Source organism: Amycolatopsis sp. NPDC004772, assembly GCF_053601215.1.
The window spans coordinates 108,411-132,364 of the sequence record NZ_JBSGBK010000007.1; the positions used below are offsets into that span (position 1 = coordinate 108,411).

Annotated in this window: 18 protein-coding genes; 17 read left to right on the forward strand and 1 reads right to left on the reverse strand. The window is 70.2% G+C overall.

Features of this window, described 5'->3' with window-relative positions:
- Positions 1–117 precede the first annotated feature (117 nt).
- The 10 genes from ACWEF6_RS06950 (at position 118) to ACWEF6_RS06995 (ending at position 13,006) form a co-directional block, all read left to right on the forward strand.
- Positions 118–981 carry a hypothetical protein gene (locus ACWEF6_RS06950; protein WP_449682048.1) on the forward strand — a complete coding sequence of 288 codons (864 nt, stop codon included), beginning with the start codon at positions 118–120 and terminating at the stop codon, positions 979–981.
- Positions 982–1,096: 115 nt separating this feature from the next.
- A complete protein-coding gene (locus tag ACWEF6_RS06955) occupies positions 1,097–1,987 on the forward strand; it encodes a conjugal transfer protein (protein ID WP_449682049.1) in 891 nt (296 codons plus the stop codon).
- 15 nt (positions 1,988–2,002) lie between these two features.
- Complete coding sequence (locus ACWEF6_RS06960) at positions 2,003–2,242, forward strand: hypothetical protein (protein ID WP_206796269.1); 240 nt, start codon at positions 2,003–2,005, stop codon at positions 2,240–2,242.
- Positions 2,239–2,700, forward strand: coding sequence for a hypothetical protein (locus tag ACWEF6_RS06965; RefSeq protein WP_449682050.1), 462 nt, complete (start codon positions 2,239–2,241; stop codon positions 2,698–2,700). Before ACWEF6_RS06960 ends, ACWEF6_RS06965 begins: the two co-directional genes overlap by 4 nt.
- Before the next feature lie 11 nt (positions 2,701–2,711).
- Positions 2,712–5,279: an ATP-binding protein gene (locus ACWEF6_RS06970; RefSeq protein WP_449682051.1), complete on the forward strand. Its 2,568-nt coding sequence runs from the start codon at positions 2,712–2,714 to the stop codon at positions 5,277–5,279.
- A gap of 186 nt (positions 5,280–5,465) precedes the next feature.
- A complete protein-coding gene (locus tag ACWEF6_RS06975; protein WP_449682052.1) occupies positions 5,466–7,349 on the forward strand; it encodes a hypothetical protein in 1,884 nt (627 codons plus the stop codon).
- The gene (locus tag ACWEF6_RS06980) at positions 7,346–8,341 is read left to right on the forward strand and encodes a C40 family peptidase (protein WP_449682053.1); all 996 of its coding nucleotides are present in this window, start codon (positions 7,346–7,348) and stop codon (positions 8,339–8,341) included. The genes ACWEF6_RS06975 and ACWEF6_RS06980 overlap by 4 nt, the downstream gene beginning before the upstream one ends.
- 184 nt (positions 8,342–8,525) lie before the next feature.
- Positions 8,526–8,852: a trypco2 family protein gene (locus tag ACWEF6_RS06985; RefSeq protein ID WP_449682054.1), complete on the forward strand. Its 327-nt coding sequence runs from the start codon at positions 8,526–8,528 to the stop codon at positions 8,850–8,852.
- Positions 8,853–8,857: 5 nt separating this feature from the next.
- Positions 8,858–12,283, forward strand: a complete 3,426-nt coding sequence (locus ACWEF6_RS06990; RefSeq protein ID WP_449682055.1) for a tetratricopeptide repeat protein — start codon at positions 8,858–8,860, stop codon at positions 12,281–12,283.
- Positions 12,284–12,502: 219 nt separating this feature from the next.
- The gene (locus tag ACWEF6_RS06995) at positions 12,503–13,006 is read left to right on the forward strand and encodes a hypothetical protein (protein WP_449682056.1); all 504 of its coding nucleotides are present in this window, start codon (positions 12,503–12,505) and stop codon (positions 13,004–13,006) included.
- Positions 13,007–13,028: 22 nt separating this feature from the next.
- Here ACWEF6_RS06995 and ACWEF6_RS07000 read toward each other — a convergent pair whose 3' ends face one another.
- Positions 13,029–13,427, reverse strand: a complete 399-nt coding sequence (locus tag ACWEF6_RS07000; protein WP_449682057.1) for a histone-like nucleoid-structuring protein Lsr2 — start codon at positions 13,425–13,427, stop codon at positions 13,029–13,031.
- Between the two features lie 574 nt (positions 13,428–14,001).
- Here ACWEF6_RS07000 and ACWEF6_RS07005 point away from each other — a divergent pair.
- From ACWEF6_RS07005 to ACWEF6_RS07035, 7 genes are all read left to right on the forward strand, one after another.
- Entirely contained in the window at positions 14,002–15,789 is a 1,788-nt protein-coding gene (locus ACWEF6_RS07005; RefSeq protein WP_449682058.1) for an ATP-binding protein, read from the forward strand.
- 5 nt (positions 15,790–15,794) lie between these two features.
- Positions 15,795–16,649, forward strand: coding sequence for a replication-relaxation family protein (locus tag ACWEF6_RS07010; protein ID WP_449682059.1), 855 nt, complete (start codon positions 15,795–15,797; stop codon positions 16,647–16,649).
- Positions 16,646–17,746, forward strand: coding sequence for a ParB/RepB/Spo0J family partition protein (locus tag ACWEF6_RS07015; protein ID WP_449682060.1), 1,101 nt, complete (start codon positions 16,646–16,648; stop codon positions 17,744–17,746). The genes ACWEF6_RS07010 and ACWEF6_RS07015 overlap by 4 nt, the downstream gene beginning before the upstream one ends.
- Positions 17,743–19,143: a DUF4417 domain-containing protein gene (locus ACWEF6_RS07020; protein WP_449682061.1), complete on the forward strand. Its 1,401-nt coding sequence runs from the start codon at positions 17,743–17,745 to the stop codon at positions 19,141–19,143. The genes ACWEF6_RS07015 and ACWEF6_RS07020 overlap by 4 nt, the downstream gene beginning before the upstream one ends.
- Positions 19,144–19,156: 13 nt before the next feature.
- Positions 19,157–21,520: a hypothetical protein gene (locus ACWEF6_RS07025; protein WP_449682062.1), complete on the forward strand. Its 2,364-nt coding sequence runs from the start codon at positions 19,157–19,159 to the stop codon at positions 21,518–21,520.
- A 336-nt stretch (positions 21,521–21,856) separates the two neighbouring features.
- Positions 21,857–23,443, forward strand: coding sequence for a hypothetical protein (locus tag ACWEF6_RS07030; RefSeq protein WP_449682063.1), 1,587 nt, complete (start codon positions 21,857–21,859; stop codon positions 23,441–23,443).
- Entirely contained in the window at positions 23,440–23,886 is a 447-nt protein-coding gene (locus ACWEF6_RS07035; RefSeq protein ID WP_449682064.1) for a hypothetical protein, read from the forward strand. The genes ACWEF6_RS07030 and ACWEF6_RS07035 overlap by 4 nt, the downstream gene beginning before the upstream one ends.
- Positions 23,887–23,954: the final 68 nt, after the last annotated feature.

Genomic DNA, 23,954 nt, shown 5'->3' on the forward strand with positions numbered 1-23,954 from the left:
CTGTTCGTGTGAATCGAGGCTTGCTCCCAAGCCGGGGCAAGGCCACGGGCCAGGAACGGCGCGAACGCGTGGTCGAACGCTGGCTCGGATCCTGTCATCCGAGCGAGGGAGCCGGCCATGGCCAGCCGATCCACTGTGAACAGCCCGTTGACGATGCTGCAGCTTCAATTTCGGCAGTCCCGCGTCGTGACACGGTTCGACACGTTCTTGAGTGCGTGGTCCGCGGAGGAGCCGACGTTGGCGGAGATCGATTGCCACCTGGCGTTGGTTGATGTCTTGGCCACCCGCGACTACACGCGGCACGACGAGGTCCTTCACGCGCTCCTGGTCCGGGCCGCTGAGCGAGCGAGCAGCGGGATCGTCGCGACCGAGATCGTGGTGAACGCGATGCTGCCGGCGGTGCCGGGCATCGTTGGCCGCGTGGTTCGTGCGGTACGAACAGCGGGTGGTGCGCTCAGTGTCCGGCGCGGAGTGACCGGCGGTGGAGTCTCGGCCTCGGAGGACAGTCGTGACATCCAGGCGGCGGTGATAGGGCACCTCTGGGAGCAGACCCGGTGCTACCCGCACCGGCGACAACATCACGTCGCGGCGAACCTGGTGCGCGAGACCCAGCGGGCCGCGCAGCGGGACTTCGGTGTCGACCACGGCCAGGCCGCCGCGGACGTGGTCAGTATCGACGATGACGAGGTGTACCGGCCTTTGGCGGCTTTCCCGGCCGAGCCGGACGCGTCGGAAGAGCTGCTCGAGCTTCTGGCGTGGGCGGTGGAGGAGGAGCGGCTCGACGAGCACTCCGCCACCATCCTGACCACCCGTTACTTCGATGGCCCGCTCGGCCGAGACGGCGTCGCCACGGATCGGCAGATCGGCGCACTGATCGGGCTGAGCCAGCCCACGATCACCCGGCACCGCCGGCGGGCGTTCGAGCAGCTGGCCGAGGCCGCGACGGAGTTTCGCAGCCATGACCTGCCCTGGGCCGGCTGAATCACACCAGCGGGCCGACCTGCGTGCCTTCAAGCAACAACCCGCCGGTCACGCACAGGGAGGTCGAGTCGTGTTCCGTCGTCACGACCGCGGTGGCGCGGGCAGCAGCCCGCTGGTGAAGCTGCTGCCCGACGCGGACGTCGAACCTGCGCTGCGGGGTGCGACCCGCTGCCTCGGCCGGTGGGTGGCGTGGTTGGCCGTGCTGGTCAGCCCGCTGCTGACGATCGCCGGGCTGATCGTTCTCCAGCCAGCGGGTGCGCCGACGATGCGGGACGGCGGCGCACCCGCTCCCTCCACCTCACCGGCGGGATGGGCGGAGATGTACGTGCGGTCCTGGCTCTCGACGACCCGAGATGACTCGGCGGGTCTGGAGGGCTTCTACCCGCCGGGGATGAAGTCGCAACGTGCCGTCGGGACGCAGGTGCCGGTGGACACCGCGGTGATCTCGGCGGTCTCGCCGGCGCAAGGGGTGTGGTCGGTCGTGGTGGTCGCCGAGGTACTGGTGCTGCAGCCGGACGGCAAGCGCGCGGCGACGCTGCTGTGCGCCCAGGTCGCGATGATCGGTAGGGAGGCCGCCTATGTCGCCGCGGCCTTGCCCACTCCAGTGGCTTGTCCGGGCACCGCCGGCGCCGTCGAGCTGGCTTATGCCGAGATTGCTGATCCGGGCGGGCCGGTCGGGCAGTCGGTCGCTGGGTTTCTGGCCGCCTACCTGGCGGGGCAAGGCCAGCTCGACCGCTTCGTCAGCCCTGGGGCAAGCCTTGCCCTGCCGCGGCCGGCGCCGTACACGGCGGTGCAGGTCACCGAGGTGCGGACGCACGAGAAGTTCGAGCCGGGCCAGGCCGCGCGACCGGTCGACGGGACGGTTATCCACAGCTTCACCCAAGCCTCGGGATGGGATGCCACTGGGCAGAGCACGCCAGTCGACTACGCGCTCACCCTGGTCGCGCGAGCCGGCCGGTGGGAGATCAATCGCATCGATCCGGCGCCGCTGCTGGTGGGCCGGTAAGCGAGGAGAAGTCCGATGATCGTGCTGGCCGCGGACGTGAAGTCCTGGATCGACACCAACCTGGCCTGGGGCGACCAGTCCGTCCGCCGGCTGATCCTGCTGGCCGCCGTCGTCGGCGGGATCGGGCTACTGATCGGCACCCGCGGGAATTTCACCCGGGCGATCAAGTACGGCGTGATCGCGGCGATCTTCCTCGGCATCCTGCTCAACCTCGACGCGGTCGCCGGCATGTTCGGCGCCTGGTTCACCCATTGACCGCGCCGAAGGGCCGCGGCGACGTCCTGGTCGGCCGCTCCTACACCCGGTCGCGGCGGTTCCCCCGGATGTTCGGGCGGATGCCCGGCCGCGATGGCGGCTACCTGCCCGGCGGCCCGTACACGCTGACCCAGGGCACGCTGTTCCTGATTCTGCTGGTCGTGGTGTGGAAGCTGCCCCTGCTGGACTGGCTCGGCCCGGCTCGCTGGGTGTTGCCGCTGTCGGCGGTGTTCCTCCGGCGTGCCCGGATCGAGTCCCGGACGCCGCTGGGCTGGCTCGCCGGCCTCGGCGCGCACTTGCTCGCGCCGCGAGCCGGCATGCTCGGTCGCCGTCCTTATCGGCCCGCGCGACCCGAGCGCAGCCGCGGCTGGCTGTACGTGCACCTCGACGTGGCCGAGCAGCCGGTGGCGCCGGTTTCGTCGCTGCAGCAGGTGCTGGCCCAGGCTCGGGAACGGTGATGGATTCCCCGGTGACCGATGTGGCGGGCAACCTGCTGTTCTGCGTCGACGGCTCGGTCTGGGCGGTGTGGCGAGTGCTGCCGCACGAAAGCGCCCGCTCCACCGGCCGGCAGCTGCGGGAACTGTATGACCGCACGGTGACGCTGACGAAGTCGCTGCGCGGGGAAGTGATGATCGCGTCGCTGTGCGAGCAGGTCCAGGCCCACGCGATCGTCGAACGCTGCCTCGACGGCATCGACCTGGACGCCAACCCGCACTGGGCCGAGACCGTCCACAACGCCTGGGACCAGCTCGACTCCCTCGACGTCCTCGGCCGCAGCTTCTGGCTCGCCAAACCCCTCACCGGCCATGGCTGGAAAGAAGCCGTGCAGGCGACCGCGCGCGCGACGACCGCGGCGGTCGGTGAGCTGCTGGGCATTCCTGCCCGGCCCGCCTCGGCTGCTGCGGTGGCGGCAGGCCGGGAGCGGGCGCGGGTGGCGGCCCAGGAGCTCGGCGGCGCGGTCCCGTTCCGGCCGGCGACGGAGGCGGAGTTGCTGTGGTGGCTCTGCCGGGCCCCGGTCCGTGGGGTGAACGAACCTCAGCTCGACCGGACCGACGCCGTTCACAACCCCGGTCTCGCGGTGCGGCGGGGGAGCGGACGGGCCCGGCTGACGACGCTGCGCAGCTGCGTATTCGACGAAGGCGGCCGCACCGACCCGGCGGAGGATCGCCAGGGTTGGGGACCGCTCGGGCTGCTGAACCGTCGGTTCGTCAAGTGCGTGACCCCGGACGACGACGGCGCGGCCGTCAGCTACCAGGCCTTCCTCGTGCTGGCCGAGATGCCGCGGGCATTCACGTTCCCGGGGCACGAGATCCTGGCCCGGCTGGCCGACATCGGGTTCGGCGTCGACTACGCGTTGCGGATAACCGCCCGTTCGAACGAGGACGCCCGCGCGGCCAACCGGCGCCGGACCCGGGACCTGATGAGCCAGGACGAGGAGCACGCCGGCGACACCGCCGGCGTTCCGGCGGACGTGATCTCGGCGCAGGAGGAGATCCAGCACAAGAACGCCCGCCTCGGCGCCAGCTCGACCGAGATCGACCTCGAAGTCGGCGTCGTCGCCTGCGTCTGGGGTGAGACCGCCCGCGATGTCGACGCCCGCGCCAAGGCACTGCGGCAGGCGTTCCTGGGCGGGGAGTACCGGTGGGAGCGGCCGCTCGGTGGGCAGCGGCAGCTGTATCAGGCGCTGCTGCCGGGGAGCCGGACGCCGATGGTGGTGCGCGAGTGCAGCCAGAACCTCCTCGCCACCGACGCCGCGATGCTGCTGCCGGTCTCGGCCACCGACTTCGGCGACCCCGCCGGCGCGCTGTTCGGCCTGACTGTCGACGGCGGCACCATCACCCCGTTCCTGCTCGACCCGACCTACGGACCCACCCACGACTCCTCCGGCGGGATCGCCGTGATCGGCGAGCTGGGCGCGGGGAAGTCGGTGATCCTGAAGAACGTCGCCGCGGTCGTGCGGCTGATGCTCGATGGCCGGGTGATCGTCATCGACCGGACCCGCAGCCGCGAATGGGCACCCGTCGCCGCGGCACTGCCGGGAAACGCGCAGATAGTCGACATCATCGACCCCAGCCTCGACGACCGGCCCGCCGCAGCCGAGCTGCGGCACTCCTGCGACCCGCTGCGCGTCTTCCGCACCTCCGGCAAGTCCAGCACCGGGATCGCCGAGACGTTCTTCGCCTCGTGGCTGGACCTGGAGTCCAACTCCCCGGAGCGGGACGCGCTCGGCCGCGGCCTCGACGACGTCAGCGGACACCCGGACGCCTCCAGCAACCGACTTGTCGACACCCTCCGCAAGCACGGCGCCCGCGACCCGGCCGCCCGGGCGCTGGCCGACCGGCTCGAGCGGCTGCGGCGCGATCCGATCACCCGCCCGATCTTCGACCCCGACCTGGCGCCGGTCGACCTGTTCGGCGCGGACATGGTCGTGTTCTGCACCAACGAGATCCCGCTGCCGAGTGCCCTGGAGATGAGCAACGAGCGGATGGCCGCCCGGATCCCGCCGCGCAAGCTCTTCGGCCGCGCCTTCCACCTGCTCATCGCCGCGATCGCCAAGGAAATCTGCTTCACCCCGGGCCGGTGGGGCGAGTTCATCTGCGACGAGGCCTACAACGTCACCGGCACTCCCGAGGGACAGCAGATCGCCCTGGAGTTCGTCCGCGACGGCCGCAAGCACGGCGCCGACGCCGCCTTCGGCTCCCATGCGCCGAGAGACCTCGGCGGCGACGTTCTGCGTGGCCTGATCGCGGTGCGCTTCCTCGGACGCCACCGCGACGACGGTCTCGCCCGCAGCGGCCTGGCCTGGCTCGGCGTCGACCCCGCCGACGCTCGTTACCACGATGTCGTCACCAAGGACCTGTCGCCGCTGAACCCGGCCGGCGGCGAGGAGGAGCGGCGTGCTCGGGCGGGGGAGTTTCTCGTGCGGGACCATAGTGGACGGATCGGCAAGGTCAAGGTCATGACCCAGCCGTACCGCACGCTGCCGGACGCCGTCCTGACCACACCTGACGTATCCCGAGGCCATCGGGCGCATTGAAGACCGGCCTCCTGATCCCTGTCTCACGGAGACGCAGGGCAGGAGGACGTGATGAGGCTGAGGTCGTGCGTAACCCGTGGACTCGCGATCGTCTCCGTGACCGTCCTCATCGGACTCGTCACGCCACAATCTGCACACGGCCAGACGCACCAGAATCCGTGCGAGCCATATCCGACGTGCCTGTGGGTGCCCGGTGATCAGCCGCCGCCGAAGCCGGATCCGGACGCGCCGCCTCTGCCGCTGCAGGACGACCCCGGCTACCATGTCCACCTCGGCGGGATCTTCAGCATCGACGACGGCTACGGCCGCGACCTGCACAACTACGACCTCTTCGCCAACCTGCCCGGCCTGCTCGACAACCCGATGCCGACGATCTGGCTGTGGCTGGCCAACATCGGCTTCGCCGTCGGCAAGTACGCGGTCGGGTTCTCGGTCTGGTTCACCGAATGGGCCGCCTCCACTCAGGTCTTCGACTGGATCAAAGCGCCGGCCCGCGACCTCGAAGGCATCTGGCAGACCTCGATCATCGGCGACCTGAAGCTCCGCGAGATCGCGATGCTCGTGGCCACCTGTTACCTCGGGCTGCTGTTCGCGCGCGGCCTGACTACCCGGGCATGGCGGGAAACCGCGTCGACCATCGCGGTCAACGTCCTCGCCGCCGCGATCCTCACCCATCCCGTCGACGTCCTCGTCGGCGACGACGGCGTGCTGTCCCTGTCTCGCGACCTCGCTGCCGACGTCTCCAGTGTCGTCATGGGCCAGGAGCCCGGCGGAACCGGGAACCCGGCCGCGCCGATCGGTCAGGCGTTCATCGACAACCTGCTGGTCACACCCTGGGAGACGCTCAACTACGGCACGCCGATCAGCCGGGTTAAGGGCATCGCCGGCGTGTGCCAGTACTCCGTCAAGCGCGTCCTCGACGACGGTCCGTGGTCCGGTAAGGACGACAGCACGAAGGCCCGCGAACTCGACGGCTGCCCCGGCGACTACGGCAAGTACAACGAGGTCGCCGACGGCGACCGCACCCTCGGAGCCTGGCTGTACGCGATCGCGATGCTCCTGTTCGCCATCCTGGTGATCTGCCTGAACGCCGTGCAGGTCCTGGCCCCGTACCTGCTGCTGTTCGAGGGGTTGCTGCTCGCGCTCGCCTTGGTCGCCGCGGTGGTGCCCTCGATGCAGCACCAGCTCGCCTACCGGGTCAGCTCGATCGCCGCCACCATCGCCCGGCTGCTGGCCGGCATGGTCTTCCTCGCCGTAATGACCGTGCTGCTGCGCACGCTCATGCTGGCCGACCTCGGCCCGCAGCTCGTCCGGTTCGCCGTAATCGACCTCGTCGTCTTCTCCGGCTTCCTCTTCCGCAAACGACTGGCCGCGAACCTCCAGCGAGTCCGCGGTCAGGTCAGTTCCCGCCTGCAGCAGCTCGGCAGGCCACGCCATACCCCGAAGGCGCTGCCGACGCCGGTCGTCCCCGCTGGCCCGGATCGCCTGGCCCGGACGGTCAAGGCCGGGACGTCGGCGTTCGCGGAGAGCTTCGCACCGGTCGGGCGGCTCAAGGAGCGCCTGGTCACCGCTGGGAGTGCTGGTGGGCATGCCGGAGGGCAGGTGCTCAAGTACACCGTGGGAGCGCCGGTTTCGTGGCCGCAGGCAGCCCACCGTGCGCAGACGGCGCTCACCACGAAGGCCGGCATCGCCAAAGGCGCGCTGGCCCGCCGAGCCGAGGCCGCCAAGACCTACGCCACGGCCTACGCCGGAAACCTCGGGACAGCGACCGGCGCGCGGCCCGCATGGCACGCCGCCACGACGGTGCTCGCCGCACTCGGCAACCGTGCAGGCGGGCAGAAACGGGCAGCGTCGACCTACCTCAGCGCGGAGATCGCCGGAGCGACGCCGCCGGCCACCGGGCGGAAACCGGCGTTCACCGGTACCGACCTCGGCGCCGCAGCCGGCGGGCGCGGCTTCATCACGAAGCCACTGGCTGAGACCGCTCTGCCGCCCGCGATGCTGCCGCCGTCCGTTCCGTGGGCGCAGCGGCTGCGCCAGCGGCTCGGCGACGCCGCCGGCCGGCGATGAACCCGCTGCTCGCCCTCCGGGGCGCCGAAACCGCACGAGACCAGCTTCGCGAGCACCCGGCCCGCTGGGGCTGTCTGGCCGCGCTGCTGCTGTTCGGCCCGCCTGCCGTCTGCGTGCTGATCGTCGTCGTCCTGCTCGCGACGCTCGCCGGGGCGGGCGACTCGAGCTCGGCAGCGGCATCGAACGGTGGCGCGGTGGGCGACATCCCGGCCGACTACCTCGCCCTCTACCGCGAAGCCGCACAAACCTGCCCCGGCCTCGACTGGACCATCCTCGCCGCCATCGGCAAGATCGAAACCGACCACGGACGTTCGCAACTGCCCGGCGTCCACAGCGGGGAGAACAGCGCCAAGGCGGGCGGCCCGATGCAGTTCCTGCAGCCGACGTTCGACAGCGTCGTCGCCCGGCACCCGCTGCCGCCCGGCGGTGCGCACCCGCCGTCCCGGTACAACCCGCACGACGCGATCTACGCCGCCGCGGCCTACCTCTGCGACTCCGGAGCCCGCGACGGCCGCGACCTGCACGCCGCGATCTTCGCCTACAACCACGCCGAGTGGTACGTGAAGAAGGTCCTCGCCCAAGCGGAGAAGTACAGTTGCGGCGCAGTGCAGGCACCGAACGACGCTGCCCAGGCCGCGATCAAGTTCGCCTGCGACCAACTTGGCCTTCCGTACGTCTGGGGCGGAGACGGCCCAGCTCACGACGATCGAGGGTTCGACTGTTCGGGCCTCACGAAAGCGGCCTACGCCGTGGCCGGGATTGGCCTGCCGCGCACGGCGCAAACCCAATACCTCGCGGGTCCCGTTGTGGCTCCCGATCGGAGCCAGCCAGGGGACCTGGTGTTCTTCGGAACAAGCATGGGCCACATCACCCACGTCGGGCTGGTCATCTCGGACCATTCGATGATCAACGCGCCGGACTTCGGCAAGCCGGTCCGGATCGATCGCGTGGGAAAACCTCTCGGCGCCACACGGCCAAGCGGCTTCCGATGATCCGTTGTGGCCAAGTGATGTGGCTTGCCAACGGGTGACGTGCGCGATCCGGCGACAGCTGACATGGCGGAAACTCTCGATGGTCAACAGTTCTGACTGCGCAGTCGCGTCGCTTATCGCGGCTGGCGCGGCGGCTGCGCGGGCAGGCTGTAGCGGCGGACTGGGTTACGGCGACTGAGTTGGCATGGAAATCGAGTTGGCACATGCAGTTGCCGCGTTGCGAGACGAGTTGATCGAGGCTGCCGCATGGGGCGCCGGGCAGGACGTGGAGCTGGCTGTGGGGCCGATCGAGCTGGAGTTCTCGGTTGAGCTGCGCAAGGACGCGAAGGTCAAGGCCGGTTTCAAGGCATGGGTGTTCACCGCCGACGGCGAAGCCGCGCTCGCGCGAGGCCGCACACAGCGGGTTCGCCTGACGCTGACCCCAAGGCGTGCCGACGGCGGCGATCTGCTGGTGTCCGGCGACCCGGATCGCCCTGCGGGGCCGGGTGATCTGTCCGGCGTCGGACGCTGACGTCGATGCTGCTCAACCGTGTGGTCGCGGTGACCGGCTCGGGTGGGCCGGGCTCCGGCTACCTGATCGGGGCTAGCCTGGTGCTGACGTCGGCGCACGTGGCCGGGGCGCTGGCTGCCCCCGTATCGCTCTTTCGGCCCGGTCGTCCGGAAACCGGCACCGGCCGGGTGGTGTGGTGCGGCACTGAGAAGGATTGCGACGCGGCGCTGGTCTTGGTCGACGATCCCGGCTGGCCGGCGGACCAGCCTTCCGACGGCCTGGTCCGCTGGGGCCGTCCGGTCACCCACCGCCCCGGCATCCGGTGCCACTGCTGGGGAGTGCCGGACATCATCCAGCGCAAGGGCCGGCCGATCGACCTGGCGCAGCCCGAGGGGTCACTGAATCCCGGCGACCGCATGGTCGGGGGTCGCTACCTGATCCGGCTCGACGGTCCGCCGCCGGAGCCGGCCGCACGCGGCCGCTCACCCTGGGGCGGGATGTCCGGCGCCGCGGTGTTCGCGGCGGACCGGCTGGTCGGCGTGGTCGCGAGCGATCCGGACGGCTGGCGGCACGGCGTCCTCGAAGCGGTGCCGGCGCACCGGCTCTACCGCGACCCAGCGTTCCGCATGACTTTGGAAGAGCACGGACCGGCTCCGGTCGCGTTCGACGGGATCGAGCTGGCCGGGCTAGCTGATGACGACGTAGCTGGCGGCCGGGCCGGCGTGATCACGCCGGCCGGCCTGTTGCACGCGCATCACGCGGTCGTGCCGTTCCACCGCCGGGATGACCTCCTCGCCGGGCTCGCTACCTGGGCAGACGAGGCCGGGACCGGCGTCTGGCTTGTGCACGGCCAGGGCGGCCAGGGCAAGACACGGCTGGCGCACGAGTTCGCTGTCCGGCTGCGGGACCGCGACCGGGTGGTGCTCTGGCTCGGTGAGCGCGCCCCTGGCGCGGCGCTCGAGGTGATCGCGGACGTCGTCGAGCCCGTGCTCGTCGTCGTCGACCAGGCGGAGACGCGGGTGCAGCAGGTGGCCGACCTGCTGCGCGCGCTGAGCCGGCGAGATGCTGCCCCCTCGGTCCGGATCTTGCTGCTGGCACGTACCGCCGGTTCCTGGTGGGAGCAGCTCGGTGACGCGGGCGAGTCCGCCCGTGCACTGATCGCGCGCGCGTTCATTACCGAACTGCCGCCTCTGGACACCACGCTCGCCGGCCGACGTGAGACCTATCGGTCCGCGGTGGTGTCGTTCGCGGCGGCGCTGGCCGGGATGAACACCGGCCGGGCGATCGACTGGGCTGGCGTCGGCGCGGAACTCGCGCGGGCGGGCCACTACGACAGCGAGGCGATGGATTCGGTGCTCGCCCTGCACATGACCGCGCTGACCGACCTGCTGGACGCCCCGCGTTCCTTGGAGGACACCGGTGAACTGGGGCAGCTGCCCGAGGACCGGCTCCTGGGGCACGAGAGTTCCTATTGGCGTAGGACCGCGGTCGCTCGTGGCTTGCTCCCAGCGATGAGCCAGACCACGTTGGACACCGTGATCGCGGCCGCGGTGCTTCTGGGGCCGCCGTCCGCGCCGGACGTCGATGCGCTGCTGGACCGGGTGCCTGGCTTGGCCGATCAGACCCAGGATCGGCGGCAACAGGTGGTCGAGTGGCTCGCCGGGCTGTACCCGTCGTCGGACGGCAGGCGGGCGTTCGACAGCGTGCGTCCGGACAGGTTGGCCGAATGGCTGGTGGGACGGATCCTGAGTGACCCGAGCCGCAGCGCGGTCGTGGCGTCCCTCGCCGGTGAGGCGTCGGATGAGGAGGGCGCCCGTTTGGTGGCCGTATGCGCGCGTGCGGCCGCGCATCCGGCGCATGGTGCCGGGCCGGGCGAGTTCCTGACGCGGCTGTGCGTGGAGCACGCCGGCACACTCGCCGTGCCCGCATTGCGGGCCGCGACGCAGGTCGCAGCGGCGCAACCACTGCTGACGGCTCTGGACGACATCATCACGGACCCCGCGACGAGCATCGGCGTGCTGGAACAGCTCGTCCGCGAATTGCCGGAGCAGAGCCGGATCCTGGCCGGCTACGCCGCCCTGCTGATGGAACGGCTGCTGGAACGCTACGACGAGGTGCCGGTGGACGACCCGCTGGCACGCGACGCGAACCTGGCCGACTTGCTGAACAACCTGTCGATCCGGCTTGGCCCGCTCGGCAGGGAAACCGACGCCTTCATCACGATCACGGCCGCGACCAGCGCGTACATCGAATTAGCCAAGGTGCGCCCGGAAGCGTACCTGCCCGGCCTGGCCGCATGCCTGAACAACTTCGCGAACCGGCTGTCCGAATTGGACCGGCAGGAAGAGGCACTGGAGGCGATCGGCAACGCGGTCCACCTGTACCACGGACTGGTCCAGGGACGGCCGGACACGCACCTGCCGCACCTGGCCACCAGCCTGGGCAACCTGGCGACCATTCTCGGTGAATTGCATCGTCAAGAGGCCGCCTTGGGCAGCGCGAACAAAGCGATCAGCATCCGGCGAGGCCTGGTCGACCGGCTGTCCGGCGCTTACCTGCCGGAACTCGCCCGTGGACTGCACAACCTCGCCGTCCTGCTGCGTGACGCCGACCGTCACCCCGAGGCCCTCGACGCGATCGACGAGGCGGTCGCCATCCTGCGCGAGCTGGCCGGCGCGCGTCCGGACGCCCATCTTTCCGACCTGGTACGGAGCCTGGCCGTCCGAACCCACACATTGACTGCGCTCGGGCGAGGCGCCGAAGCGGTGGCATGCGCGGAAGAAGTCGTCGTGATCTGTGAACGACTCGCCCGGTTGCGGCCGGACGAGCACAAGCCGCTCCTGGCGAACCAGTTGCTGATCGCCGCCGGCTTGTACGCGGAATCCGAACAGCGGGACAACGCGCTGGCTGCAGCGACCCGTGCAGTGCAGGTCCGGCGTGAAATCCCCGGCGGTGAAAAGGACCTCGCCGACGCACTGCACAGCCTGGCGGTCCTGCAAGCCGACCTGGGCAGCTGGGCGGCGGCGATCGAATCGGCCACCGAAGCTGTGGCGATCCACCGAGCGGTGGCTGAACCGCGGACGATCGCGTTGGCGAACGCCCTGAACAACCTCTCGTTGTGGCTCGGCGTCGAAGAACGATGGCAGGAAGCGATCGCGGCGGCACAGGAAGCCGTCGACCTGCATCGGGCCGACGACACGGCCACGAGCTCCGCTGCCCTGGCGACAAGCCTCACCAACCTCGCGGTTGCCTATGGTATCCAGCGAGAGTGGGCGCCGGCCATTTCGACGATCGACGAGGCGATCAGGGTGCGCCGCACCCTCACCGAGGACGACCCAGAACGCCATCGGTCCTCTCTGGACCAGTCCCTGACGGTCCTTTCCTGGATCACTGACAGCGCCGACTACGACCAGCCCATTCCACTGCCCCGTGAAGCGAGACCCAACGGTTAGGCAAGTGCTTCGTATCGGAGCATGGCGCGTATCGAGGCAACTGGCTGAAGGACGTGTCTCGCCTCATCAGGGCAAGTGAGGAGGCGGGGTTGCATGGTCTCAGTCAGCACGGCTGGATCGATCGTTGGCAACGACGTTGGCGGCGCGTTCGCTCTACTCGATCAAGGGGGGACTTTCCCAGCTCAGCGACGGGTTCTCGGCTCTGCCCCGAATGCCGACATGTTCCCCGGCACGCATGGCCGTCAGGTCATGCTGGGGAGCAGCGCGCCGAAGGCGCTCCGTTTGGGTGACCTGGTCGCGAGCGGCGCGTTCTGGTGGGTGACCACCGCCGCGGTCGCGATCCTGATCGCGGTCTTCGTCCTCCACCGACACCTTCGTTCCCACCACCTCCGCTCCCGTGTCCGGTTCGAGCTGCTGCCGACGGCCACGTTCGATCCGTCGCCACAAGCCGTGCGGGCGTTTGCCCACCAGCTCGGGCGGGTGCGGCCGGTGCACGGGTGGGTGCCGAAGTCGGTGGTGGGGGTGCGGGTCCGGTTCAGCACGGATCCCGAGTTCGGGAAGATGGTGATGAGCGTGGAGGGGCGCGAGTCCGTGAGTGGCGTGCTCAACAAGCTCGTTTACCCCGACGTCGAGATCCGGCGGGCGACGACATCCGAGGGCGAAGTGTCCTCCGTCGGCGGCGAGGGTGATGTCTCCTCGCCGCCGACGGGACGACAGCGGTGATCTCTCCCCAGTGATCTGCTGGTCAGGCGGCGGTCTTCTTGCGTGAAGCGCGCTTCCGCGGCGCCGGTGCTTCCGCCTCGGCGACCTGGGCCTCCTCGAAGGCGGAGACCACTTCGGAGGAGAGACGTCCGCGCTCGGAGACCTCGTAGCCGTTCGTGTTGGCCCAGGCGCGGATCTGCTGGTTGCGCTCGCGGTCGGACGCGGTGGTCGCGGTCGACTGGCCCGTGGCGACGCGGACCTTGCGACCACCGATGCGCCGGCTGGCGCCGATGTAGCGGGCGAGCTCGTCGCGCAGGGCGGCGGCGTTCTCGTCCGAGAGGTCGATTTCGTAGGTCACGCCGTCGAGGCCGAACTGCACGGTCTGGGCGGCGGGGGTGCCGTCGATGTCGTCGAGGATCTCGACGAGGACTTTCTGGGCCATTGAATGCTCCTCGGGATGGATGCGCGTCCAGGAACACCTGCAAGTTGCAGATTCTGCGATGTTCTGTCAGCGAGTGTATCCACAACACCGCCGGAAAGGAAAAGTCAGCCCCGCGCTCGACTGCATCAAATCCGCCGATGTCTCCCGTGACTGATGGTGCAAACCGTTCGTGGGAGGAGAACCCGCCGTGCATCGTCAGTCGTCCTCGCCGGACGCTCACGTGGCGCGAGCCGAGCTTGTACTGGCACGGCCTGCGCATCTTCCGCTGTCTGCCTTGCCGATTCGGCCGGACGATCCACTTCAGACGCTGGCGAACGCACTTGGTGACATTCGCGTCGACCTCGGTGAATCGGTGCAGGTCTGCCTTGATCTCATCCCGCTGACGCCGGCGCGTATCCGGCACCTCGCTCGTCGAGCCATGCCGCATTCCGGGGGAAACGGTATGAGGCCGTTCGGCGTAGTCGCCGACCTTGCCGCTGAACTGCTTGGCGAGTTCTTGCCCACTGCCCGCCCTCAGGCAGCCGGGCGTTCGCGAAATGCGATGTCTTCGCCTCAGCGAGTGAAGAACAAGTTCGTGACCGATGAGCCGGTTTTCGCTGTCCAGGTCCTGATCCGCTGCGTTTCGGAAATCCCGGGTAGGGCGCAGGCGCACCTGCGCAGCGTCATCGGAGCATTCGACATCTTCCGCGGCGAGAACTACTGGCGGGTGCGCGGCCCGCGGGTCCTCGGCTGGCACTTCGGCGCGGACACCGCGGGAGTGCGCTGGCTGTTCGACCGGCGATTCCGGACTGGGCTGGCGAAGCCGCGGCCGGGCTCGCTCGTGACGACCAGCGAGATCGCGGGCCTGCTGAAGCCGCCGTCTGGCCGGTGCCAGTCGCCGGCGATCGCCCGCAGCCGCGGCTGGGTGCTCCCCGCGCCGCGCGAGATTCCGACCTACCGGCCGGGGACCGGGCTGGTGCGGCTCGGGTACGTCACCGACGTCAACGGCGACGAACGCCTGGTCGGCGTCCCCCTGCGCGAGCTGCTGTTCTCCGCCCGCTTCGGCAAGGCAGGCTTCGGTAAGACCGAAGAAGCCCTGGCCCAGGCCATCGAGATCGCCCGGCTCGGCGGCGGCGTCTGGTTCCTCGACCCTCACGCCGACGGCTGGAAACGCGCCAAGCCTTACCTCTCCGACCCGGCGTTGCGGACACGGCTGTGGGAGGTCAACCTCGACGTCCGCGGCCGGAGCAAGCGCCTGCCCGGCTGGAACCCGCTGAGCATGCAGGGCTTCACCGAGTCCGACATCGAGGACCGCGTCGACGCTGTCGTAACGTCGTTCGCCGCGGCGCTCGGCTGGGGTGACGCGGCGCCGCGGGCGAAGTCGATCCTCACCAAGGCCTGCGAGGCGCTCTGCTACGTCGCGATGCGGCTCCCGGCGGACTGCGCGCCGACGATCTTCCAGATCCCGACGCTGCTGGACGACGAGACCTGGCGCGAATCGATACTGCCGACGCTCAAGCCCAGCGTGCGCCGGTACTGGACGGACTCGTTCCCGAAGCTGGCCCCGGACGCGACCACGGTCGTCACCAACATCGTCAACCGCCTGCGGACCAGCCCGACGCTCTCGGCGTTCCTCGGCTCCTCGGCCACGACCTACGACGTGCGGCGGGCGATGGATACCGGGCGGATCGTGTTCGTCTGCACCACCGGCACCGGCGAGACGAACAAGCTGATCACGTCGTTCATGATCTACGACCTGTTCCGCGCCGGCCGCTCCCGCGCTGACACCCCGGTCGAGCAGCGGCGCAGGTGCGACGCCTTCGTCGACGAGCTCGCCGCGGTCGACGGCGCCTCCCGCGGCTACCTCGCCGCGATCCTCGAGCAGCTGCGCAAGTACCGCGTCGCGCTGCACGCGATGAACCAGATGCCCGACCGGCTCGCCGCCGAGACCCGCAGGGCGCTGCTGCAGAATCAGTCGCTGCTGATGACGTCGGCCGCCGCGATCGACGGCGCCCGCACCGTGGCCCGCGAATTCGGCGGACTGGTCCAGCCAGCGACCGTGACCGAGCTGGAGCAGTTCCACCACGTCGTCACCGTCACCCTCGGCGGCCAGCGCACGACGCCGTTCAAGATCCGCGGCCTGCACGTCGACGACGAGTTCGCCGAGCACTTCCACCCCGAGTGGAACGACGACGTCGACCAGGCCCTCGACGCCAACCTCGCCCGTCGTCCGATCGGCGAGGTCCTCGACGAGCTCGAGGACCTTGACGACCGGATCCTCGCCGCCCTGCAGGCCGAGCGGCCGGCCCCGCCGCCACGCCGCGGACGTCCGCCGACTCGGGGCAGCGGCGCCGGCATCGACCTGACCTCGAGCGTGGAGTGATCATCGTGGACGTCTTCCAACGCGAGGCCCTGACCGTCTTGTACTGGCACCGGCTGATGTCCACGGAGCAAGTCCGGCGGCTGGTGGCTCCGACGCTGTCCCCGGTCACCGTGCGCGCGAAGCTCGCCGGCCTGCGCCGCGCCGGGCTGGCCGACAGGATCACGCGGGAGCACCGGCCCCGCACCTGGCACGTCACCCCGGCTGGAGCGGAGGCCATCGAGGCGGCCGGGACGGTCGACGCACGCGCGTATCGGCTGCCGGGCACCGCGGTCGCGCACCTGCTGCAGGAGCACACCCTCGATGTCGTCGAGACCGGTCTCGCGTTCGTCGAGACGGCTCGGAAGCGCGGCGACGAGTGCGGTCCGTTGTCCTGGACGCCGGAGGCCGCCCACCAATTCCGCGATCGCGCGGGCGACCGGCGCGGGGTCGTGATCGCCGACGCCGTCCTGCACTACGTGCTCGAGGAGGCTGGCAGGCGGTCGCAGCGGACGTTGTTCGTCGAGCTGGACCGTGCGACGATGCCGGTCGCTCGGCTGGCCCGCAAGCTCGTCGGCTACATCCGCTACCACGACCACGCCCCAGCCGGATCGGGTCGTAAGCCGACGTGGCGGGAGCGGTATCCCCGGTTCCCGCGGGTCCTGATCGTCCTGTCCGGTGCCGAGCAGCCCGTGCTCGAGCGCCGGCTCGCCGACCTGCGTGCCCATGCCCAGGCCATGCCCCTGGTGAGCACGGCCGCGGGGCGGGTCGACCTGGTGGCGACGACCTTGCCCCAGCTGGTGGCGCGAGGCCCGCTGGAGCCGGTGGCGATGCCGTTGCTGGGCGACCCGCGGTGGGTGAGCGTGTTCGGCAGGCTGTCATGACGGAGGTCGTGCAGCAGTTCGGGTTATCACCGCGGTTGCGGCAACGCCGGTTCGCGCTGCTGCCGCTGCGTGGCGAGGGCACGCCGTTCACCGAGTTGCAGGGGCGGCTCCCTGGCGACGCCACCACGCCGGCGGACCTCGCGGACCTGATCTCCTCTATCGCCAGCGTCGGAGTCCTGCAGCCGGTGCTGGTCGAGGAGATCGATCCCGGTGACGGGACGCATCCGGCGATGAAGCTGGCTGCGGGGGAGCGGCGGCTGCGCGCGTGCCGGTGGGGCGCGGTCAACCGGCCGGACAACCCGCACTTCGCCGCGCTGCCCGCCGTGGTCTGCCCAGGCCCGCTGTCGGACGAGGAACGACGGATCTGGCAGCTCGTGGAGAACCTGGCCCGGGAGAGCCTGCGGCCGGGCGAGCTCGCCGCCGCCTTGGTGCTCGACCGCTGCGCCGTCCTGCTCGGCAAGCTTCTGGCCGGCGGCCACGCCGTCCCGGCCGAGGTCTACGCGATCGACGACCCGATCGCCCGCTTCGCCGCGATGGAACGCATCCGCGGCAGCGACAAGGGCTGCGCCGCGCCGTGGGCCGAGGTACTGACCCGGCTCGGCCTGCAGCTGAGCCCGCGCAAGGCCCGCGAGCTGGTCCGCGCGTTCGCCGAGATGCCTCGCGAGGTCGCCGAGGAGATGGACGAGGCGAAGGTATCGCTGCACACCCGTATCCGGTTTGTCGAGCTGCGTCGCGGCCGGGAGCAAGCCGCGGCCGACATCTGGGCCGCGGTGAAGGCCACCGGCCGGACCCGGCTGCTGCCCTCCGCCCTCGCTGCCGCCGGCGCTGATGAAGGGCTGAGCGCAGAGCAAGCCCTGGATGAAGCCGAGCGCGTTCAGGAGCAAGCCGACGCTGCTCGCGCCGAAAAGCTCCGCGCCAAGCCTGAGGCGCCGGTCGCCGCGGTCGACACCCGGCTCGTCGAACGTGCTCTCGCCGTCCTCCGCCAGCTGCTTCTCGCGCTGGTCCAAGGCGCCGAGCTGGGGGAGCACGACCGGGGGTCGGTCGCGCTGCTGCTCGATCAGCTCGGCGACGTCATCCACAAGGGAGGGACCGCGTGAGCACCTTCCTCGGCATGCCCAATGCGCCGGCCGCGCGCTGCGACTGCCGGCGTTGCCCCTGGTACGTCGACGCCGAGCCTGCAGTCGCCATCGCGCCGCTGTGCTCCGGCTGCAACTCCGACTGCTCCTACTGCGGCTGCGCCCGCACCGACTGCCGGTCCTGCCCGATCCGCTGCGGCTCCCGCACCGACATCGACGCCTGGATGCGCGACGTCGGCGGCACACTGGAATTCGACGACCTCACCGTCACCACCCCGCTGCCGACGCCGCTGCCGGCCTTCATCCCGCAGGTCGACGGCTCCAGCGTCGCCGAGCTCGACGAGGTCATGCGGTGGCCGGCGTACGCGGTCGGACTGCGGCGGGTGTTTTCTCCCCGCACCCACGAGCTTTACCCGCGCTGGTGCGACGGCCGGTCCGCGGCAGAGGTCCTCGAGGTGCCGGACACCACGCTGACCGTCCTCAGCGGATACGGCGAGGACCCGCTCGTCGAGGCTTTCTGGACCGCCCGGCACCGCGACGACCTCATCGCCCGCATCGCGGCCCTGCGGTTCGGGCTGATGCTGGCGCCGAACTACTCGATCTACGGCAACTGGCCCCGCGCCGAACACCTGATCAACATGCGCCGCTCGCTGATCATCGCCGCCGAGTTCGCCGAGGCCGGCATCCCGACCGTCCCGAACCTCTACTGGTACCGCCTCGAAGACCTGCGTCGGCAGGCCGACTGGGTCTCCGAGACCGAGCCGGCCGCCATCGCGGTCAACGTCCAAACCGTGCGGGAGAACAACAACTGGCAGACCTGGGCGCTGCCCGGCTTGTCCTGGCTGGCCGGGAACCTCCCACCGGACGTCGTGGTGATCCTGACCGGCCTGTCGCGGCGGGATCGCATCGAGACCGCGCTCGACCTGCTCGGTGACCGGCTCGTCGTGATCAGCCAGAACCCGGCGCAGTACGCCCTGCACGGCGCCGTGATGACCGCCGACGGCCGCCAGGACGTCCACGCCCGCATTCCCGACGCGTTCGCCCCGCTCCGTTCGGTTCATGGCCTCGCTGCTTCCTCACGGCACCGTCACGACCCGGGGAGGTGCCTGATGTCCCGGCACGTCTGGGTTCTGCTGGCCTGGTCGCCTGAACACGGTGCCGCGGTCACGGTTGTCGGCGTCGTTGGCCTCGAGACGGAGAAGCCGGAGAGCTTCGCCGAATGGATCCCGCGGGAACCCGTGGCCGGACGGATCTGGCGTGAACGCCTTGCCGGCGCGGATCCGGCGACGTTCGCCGACCGGATGGCGTTCTGGGCCGAGACGCCGGTCGCTCCGGCTGTGCGGGTGGAGCCGGCCGAAGGAGCACTCGGGGACGTGGTGAGGGCGCAGGTCGACGACGTCCTCGGGTCGGCGAACTGAGCCGGGACCGCCGATGGGGACCAACGCCAAAGCCGGTCACGCCGCCTACACCGTCGCGCCCGCCGGTGCCTTTGCCGAGCACCTCGCCGCCGTCTGCGCCAACACCGCGGAGCCCGCGGACGCGGCGGAGGCCGATCTGCAGTTCATCGCCGGGATCGTGGCGGGCGGCGTTGACCCCGAAGACCCCTTTGGACCGCCGGCGATCGACCTGCCCGGCGATCCGGTCGAGGGCTATGGCGTGTTCTCCGCCGCGGTCGGCACGGCCCTCGCGGCCGGGAGCCAGCTCTCCGACACCGCCGCCGGGCCCTACCAGGAGCAGCTCCAGGCACTCAGCGCCCAGTACCTGGCAAACCTCGAGCCCGGGCAACTCGCCGAGATCGCCGCCGCATCGGGATTCGAGCATCCGGAGCTGGTCGGGATCGGCGGGCAGGACACCCATCCCCTGTCCGTGTGGCTGAATCCCTCCGTCCCCGCCGACGCCGAAGCCAAGAAGAAGATCCAGGCCCTCGCACAGGCCCGCCACGACGCCCTCTGCGCCGGCCAGACGATCAACGGCAAAACGCTCGCCGAGTGGGATCTCTCGGCGACCGCCTCGGCGTTGCCCGAGGGGTTCAAGGGGTGGGCGGCGACCGAAGCCGACCTCGCCGAGGTGCAGGGCGACTTCGACGCTGCCGCAGCCGCGGTCGCCAAGCAAGGCGCCGCCGCCGAGCCTGAGCTGGTCGCTGCGCTGGTGCACTGGGAAAACCGGATCGCCACCGCGCAGAGCGTCGACCCGGCTCAGGACTTCGGCGTCGCGACCGCGGCGGCCCGTCACCACGTCGACGAGCTCCTGGGAGCCGTCACCCCGCTGCAGCTGAGTGCCGCGGTGGCGACCGGGAAACACGGCGGGCACATCGCCGATCCGCAGCTGCAGACTCTCGACGCCCACCAAGTCCTGCAGGTGCTGCGCGCCTCCACGCCGGCGGCCGAGCGGCAGGAGATCGCCGGCGTCGTCGCCGAGCGGTCGGCGATGCTGGCGCACTCCGCCACCTGCGCCGCCGAGGCCACCGCCACCCTCGACGCCGGCCCGGTCGACCAGGTGAACGCCGGTGCGCTGGTGCCGCAGCTGCGGGCGATTGCCGAAGTGCACGCCGCCGCCACGGCATGGGACACCTTCGAACCGGCTCCGCTGAACCAGGCGGTTCTGCACGCCGGCCAGGCGAAGGTGCTCGCCTGGGCCGACGGCCAGAAGGTCGGCGACCTGCGGAAGTTCGTCGCCGGTGCCGGCATCGTGACGTCGGCCGAGGCTGCAGCGGCGACCAAGTCGACGCTCGGGAAGCTGCTGCAGGGCCACCTGAAGGCCTCAACCGCGACGGTCAGCGCTGTCAAGGGCACGCTCAAAACTCCCGCGAAGCCGGCTCCGGTGCCGAAAGCGTCCCCGGACCCTCCGAAGCGTCTGAGCCGGTTCGGGATGCAGCACGCTCAGCTCGTCGCCGCTCTGCAGCAGGCTTCGGCCGCCCACGCCGTCATCCCCAAGGCCTTGGATCCGGCCGTCGTTGCGGCCTGGGGCTTCGGGGCGGGCACACCGGCGAATCTCGGCGGCACCCATCCGAAGACCCTCCACACCGGACCGGACGGCACGACGTGGCTGGCCAAGCAGGAAGGAACCCCGCACGCGGGCGCCATCACCCAGACCGAAGCCGCGGCTTCCCGGCTCGCCGCCCGCGCCGGCCTTCCCGTCGTCCCGGTCTACGCGACCAAAGTCGATGGCAAGCCCGTCAGCGTGCAGCCCCTGCTCACCGGGGCCAAACCGATCGCGGGTACCGCGTCGAGCTGGTCGCAAGCCGACGTCGACGAGATCGTCCGGCTGCACGTCACCAGCTGGGCGCTGGGCAACCACGATCCCCACCAGGGCAACGTCCTGCGCACGAATGCCGGCGGGCTCGTGCCCATCGACCAGGGCCAGTCGTTCAAGAACTTCGGCCGCGACAAGCTCAAGCTCGGCTACCGCCCCAGCACCACGGCCGTCTATCACCAGGTCTACGACGCTCACCTGGCCGGCAAACTCGGGCCGGGCGTGCAGGTCAATCCGGCCGCGGCGCACTCGGTCATCCGCCGGCTCGAGTCCGTGCCCGACGCCGAATGGCGCGCCATGCTCCACACCGTCGCCCACGCCGGTGCCGCACAGAAGCTGACCTGGGTCGCGCCGATGCGTGCTCGTGCCGCGAAGGCGAAAGGCATCCCGGAGGCAGCCGTCACCACCGGCCAGATCGCCGAGTCCTTTCTGGACTACGCCGTCGAGCGCAAGAAGACCCTGCGGCGCGACTTCGTGAAGTTCTTCACGGAGGACCTGAAGATTTCTACCGCCACCGCCCTGGCGCACCTCGGCAAGACGTGATGGGCACCAACGCCAAAACCACCCACACCACGTACGCGATCACCCCGGCCGGCGGGGAGCGACCCCGTCGAAGTCGACGAACAGCCGCTGGCAGTCATCGACGAGCCGATCGCCACCGAACCGGGGCAACAACCGGTCACCCCGATCCCGCTGACTCCGGATGTCGGACACGCCTACGGCGAGCCCGTGCTCGTCGGGGGCGCCGATCTGGACGCCTCGACGGCCACGCTGGTCAGCTACCACAGCGCGAACGGTCCCCGTACCGTGCTGCACGCCCGCGTCGACGAAGACGCCGAAGCAAAGCTGCTCGACGCACTCGACATCGACCCGAACCTGGTGCCGACGCAGGTCGAGCAGCAGGTCACCGGCCGGCTGCCCATCGACGAACAGCACAAGCTGGCCGAGAAGATCATCACCGCGGCCAAGAGCGTCAACCACCACATCGCCAACGGCACCCTCACCGCCGAGCAGGGGGCGCCAGCGACGACCGCGAAGAAGATTGACGCTGCGGAAACCGCCGTTCAAGGTCTCGGCGACGCGGCCTCGCCGGTCGAGAAAGCCATGCTCGATCACTACGCCGCCCAGCTCCAGGCCGTGCAGCACGCCGTCGCGACCGGAACGCCGGTCGCCCAGGTCAAACCGTTCCTGCACGAAGGCACTGAGCTGGTCACCGTCATGGTCCCGGCGTCGCCACCCGACGGGGCCGCTGGCGCGGTCGCCGTGCTCCGCGGCGCGACCCGGATCAAGCCGAAACTGGACACCACCACCGGGCAAGCTAGCTGGGACGGGGCCCGCACGACCAACGTCCTCGGCAAGGAGTACGCCATCGACCTTGGGGATGGCTACCAGGCGGTCTACCGGCCTTACGGCGTCAACGACCCGGCGACGACCGAGTACTCGCTGCGCGGACGTCTCGAAGTCATCGCACCTGCGGGCGAGGGCCACGGCCCTGAACTCGTCGCGCGGCTCGGACAGCTCAACCTGGCCAACCGGCCGATGACCCGCGACGAGGGCGAGTACACCTACCTCACCGCCAACATCACCGCGCAAAGCCTGGAGAAGCGTGCCGAAGTCGCTGCCGCGCACGCCACCGGCCAGCACATCGAGGAGATGGTCCGGCAGGAGATCTTTCACGAACGCTCCCACGAAGCGGTCGGCATGACCGGCCCGCAGCTGGCCGACTTCGCCAAGAACATCCAGCTCGAAGCCCACACGCGAGCGCTGCCGGCGAAGGTGCAGGTTCTCCGCGAAGCCGTCGCCAAGGCCACGGGTTTCGCCGACGGTGACGCGCTCGCCGCCAGCACTGGCTACGACCCGGCGCCGCGGCGTTCGGCGGGTTGGCTGACCTGGACCCGGTTCGACGTCGGCAACTCCGCGGGCAAGCTCAGCAGCGCGGTCGCCGGCCGATCTCTGGTCCACTCGACCTCGTACACCGGCCTGAAGGCCATGCTGGCTACCGGTGTCCTGGCGTCCACCGAGCGTCGGACGACGATGGGCACCCACGTGGGTGTGGGCAAGAGCGAGGAAGCTGACAAGCTCACCGGCGGCGCGAGCTCGGTGTTCCTGCGCGTTTTGCCGACATCGTCACTGGATTCCGGACCGAAGCTGATCTGGGATCAACCGGGACGGCTGCTCGCCCGCGCCGACTACTACGGTGCCAACGCCGACACCTACGGAGTGGTCAACCCGGCCAAAGCCGGTCAGTACGCGAAGTCGACCCGCGACCCGTTCAAGATCGCCAAGTTCGCCAACTCGAGCAACGAGGTGATGTTCGCCGACGGCATCGACCTCCTCGGCCCGGAAGGCCCGAGCCGCATCCTGTGCAGCAACACCTCCCAGCGCGATGAAATCCGGACGATGTTGCAGGCCAAGGGCCTCACCGCCATCGCAGGGAAGCCGGTCGAGGAGGTCGTCACCGTATGAGCAAGCCGACTGCCGACCAGCTTTGGACCGCGCTGAACGAGTTGCTCGCCGGCCGCGGTGAAGACGCCACCGACGACCTGCCCGGTGCTGAACTCATCGTCACCGAGGACGACCAGGAGGTGTTCCGTGCCGCACTCGCTCGGCACGCTCGCCGGAACCCCGCCGATCCCGCCGTGATCTGGATTCGACCGCTCGTGGCTTCCGCCAGCGTCCAGGATGGCCTCCCGGTGTTCGACCTCTCGATCGCCCGCCGGCGTGCCCTGCACGTCACAGCAGTTCAAGCCATCGATGGCGGCCTCGACCTCGAACTGGTCACCGGGCAGCATGCGCGGGTCCAGTCCGCTCGCGGCACCGAACTCGCGATGCTGCAGGACTTCGACACCTGGATGACCACGCTGTCGCTCGAACAGCGGACCGAGGTCGAAGCGCTCGACAGCGACTGAATCTGCCCCGTCACGGCCGGTGCGTGTCTCTGGCGATAACCCGGGCGATGCGGTGGTGATGGACGATG

Bases quoted from the DNA above. Each gene is read 5' to 3' on its own strand.
- ACWEF6_RS07015 (WP_449682060.1), top strand. From the start codon at position 16,646: ATGACGGAGGTCGTGCAGCAGTTCGGGTTATCACCGCGGTTGCGGCAA.
- ACWEF6_RS07025 (WP_449682062.1), top strand. From the start codon at position 19,157: ATGGGGACCAACGCCAAAGCCGGTCACGCCGCCTACACCGTCGCGCCC.
- ACWEF6_RS06980 (WP_449682053.1), top strand. From the start codon at position 7,346: ATGAACCCGCTGCTCGCCCTCCGGGGCGCCGAAACCGCACGAGACCAG.
- ACWEF6_RS07000 (WP_449682057.1), bottom strand. From the start codon at position 13,427: ATGGCCCAGAAAGTCCTCGTCGAGATCCTCGACGACATCGACGGCACC.
- ACWEF6_RS07035 (WP_449682064.1), top strand. From the start codon at position 23,440: ATGAGCAAGCCGACTGCCGACCAGCTTTGGACCGCGCTGAACGAGTTG.
- ACWEF6_RS06950 (WP_449682048.1), top strand. From the start codon at position 118: ATGGCCAGCCGATCCACTGTGAACAGCCCGTTGACGATGCTGCAGCTT.
- ACWEF6_RS06960 (WP_206796269.1), top strand. From the start codon at position 2,003: ATGATCGTGCTGGCCGCGGACGTGAAGTCCTGGATCGACACCAACCTG.
- ACWEF6_RS06985 (WP_449682054.1), top strand. From the start codon at position 8,526: ATGGAAATCGAGTTGGCACATGCAGTTGCCGCGTTGCGAGACGAGTTG.
- ACWEF6_RS06995 (WP_449682056.1), top strand. From the start codon at position 12,503: ATGTTCCCCGGCACGCATGGCCGTCAGGTCATGCTGGGGAGCAGCGCG.
- ACWEF6_RS06990 (WP_449682055.1), top strand. From the start codon at position 8,858: ATGCTGCTCAACCGTGTGGTCGCGGTGACCGGCTCGGGTGGGCCGGGC.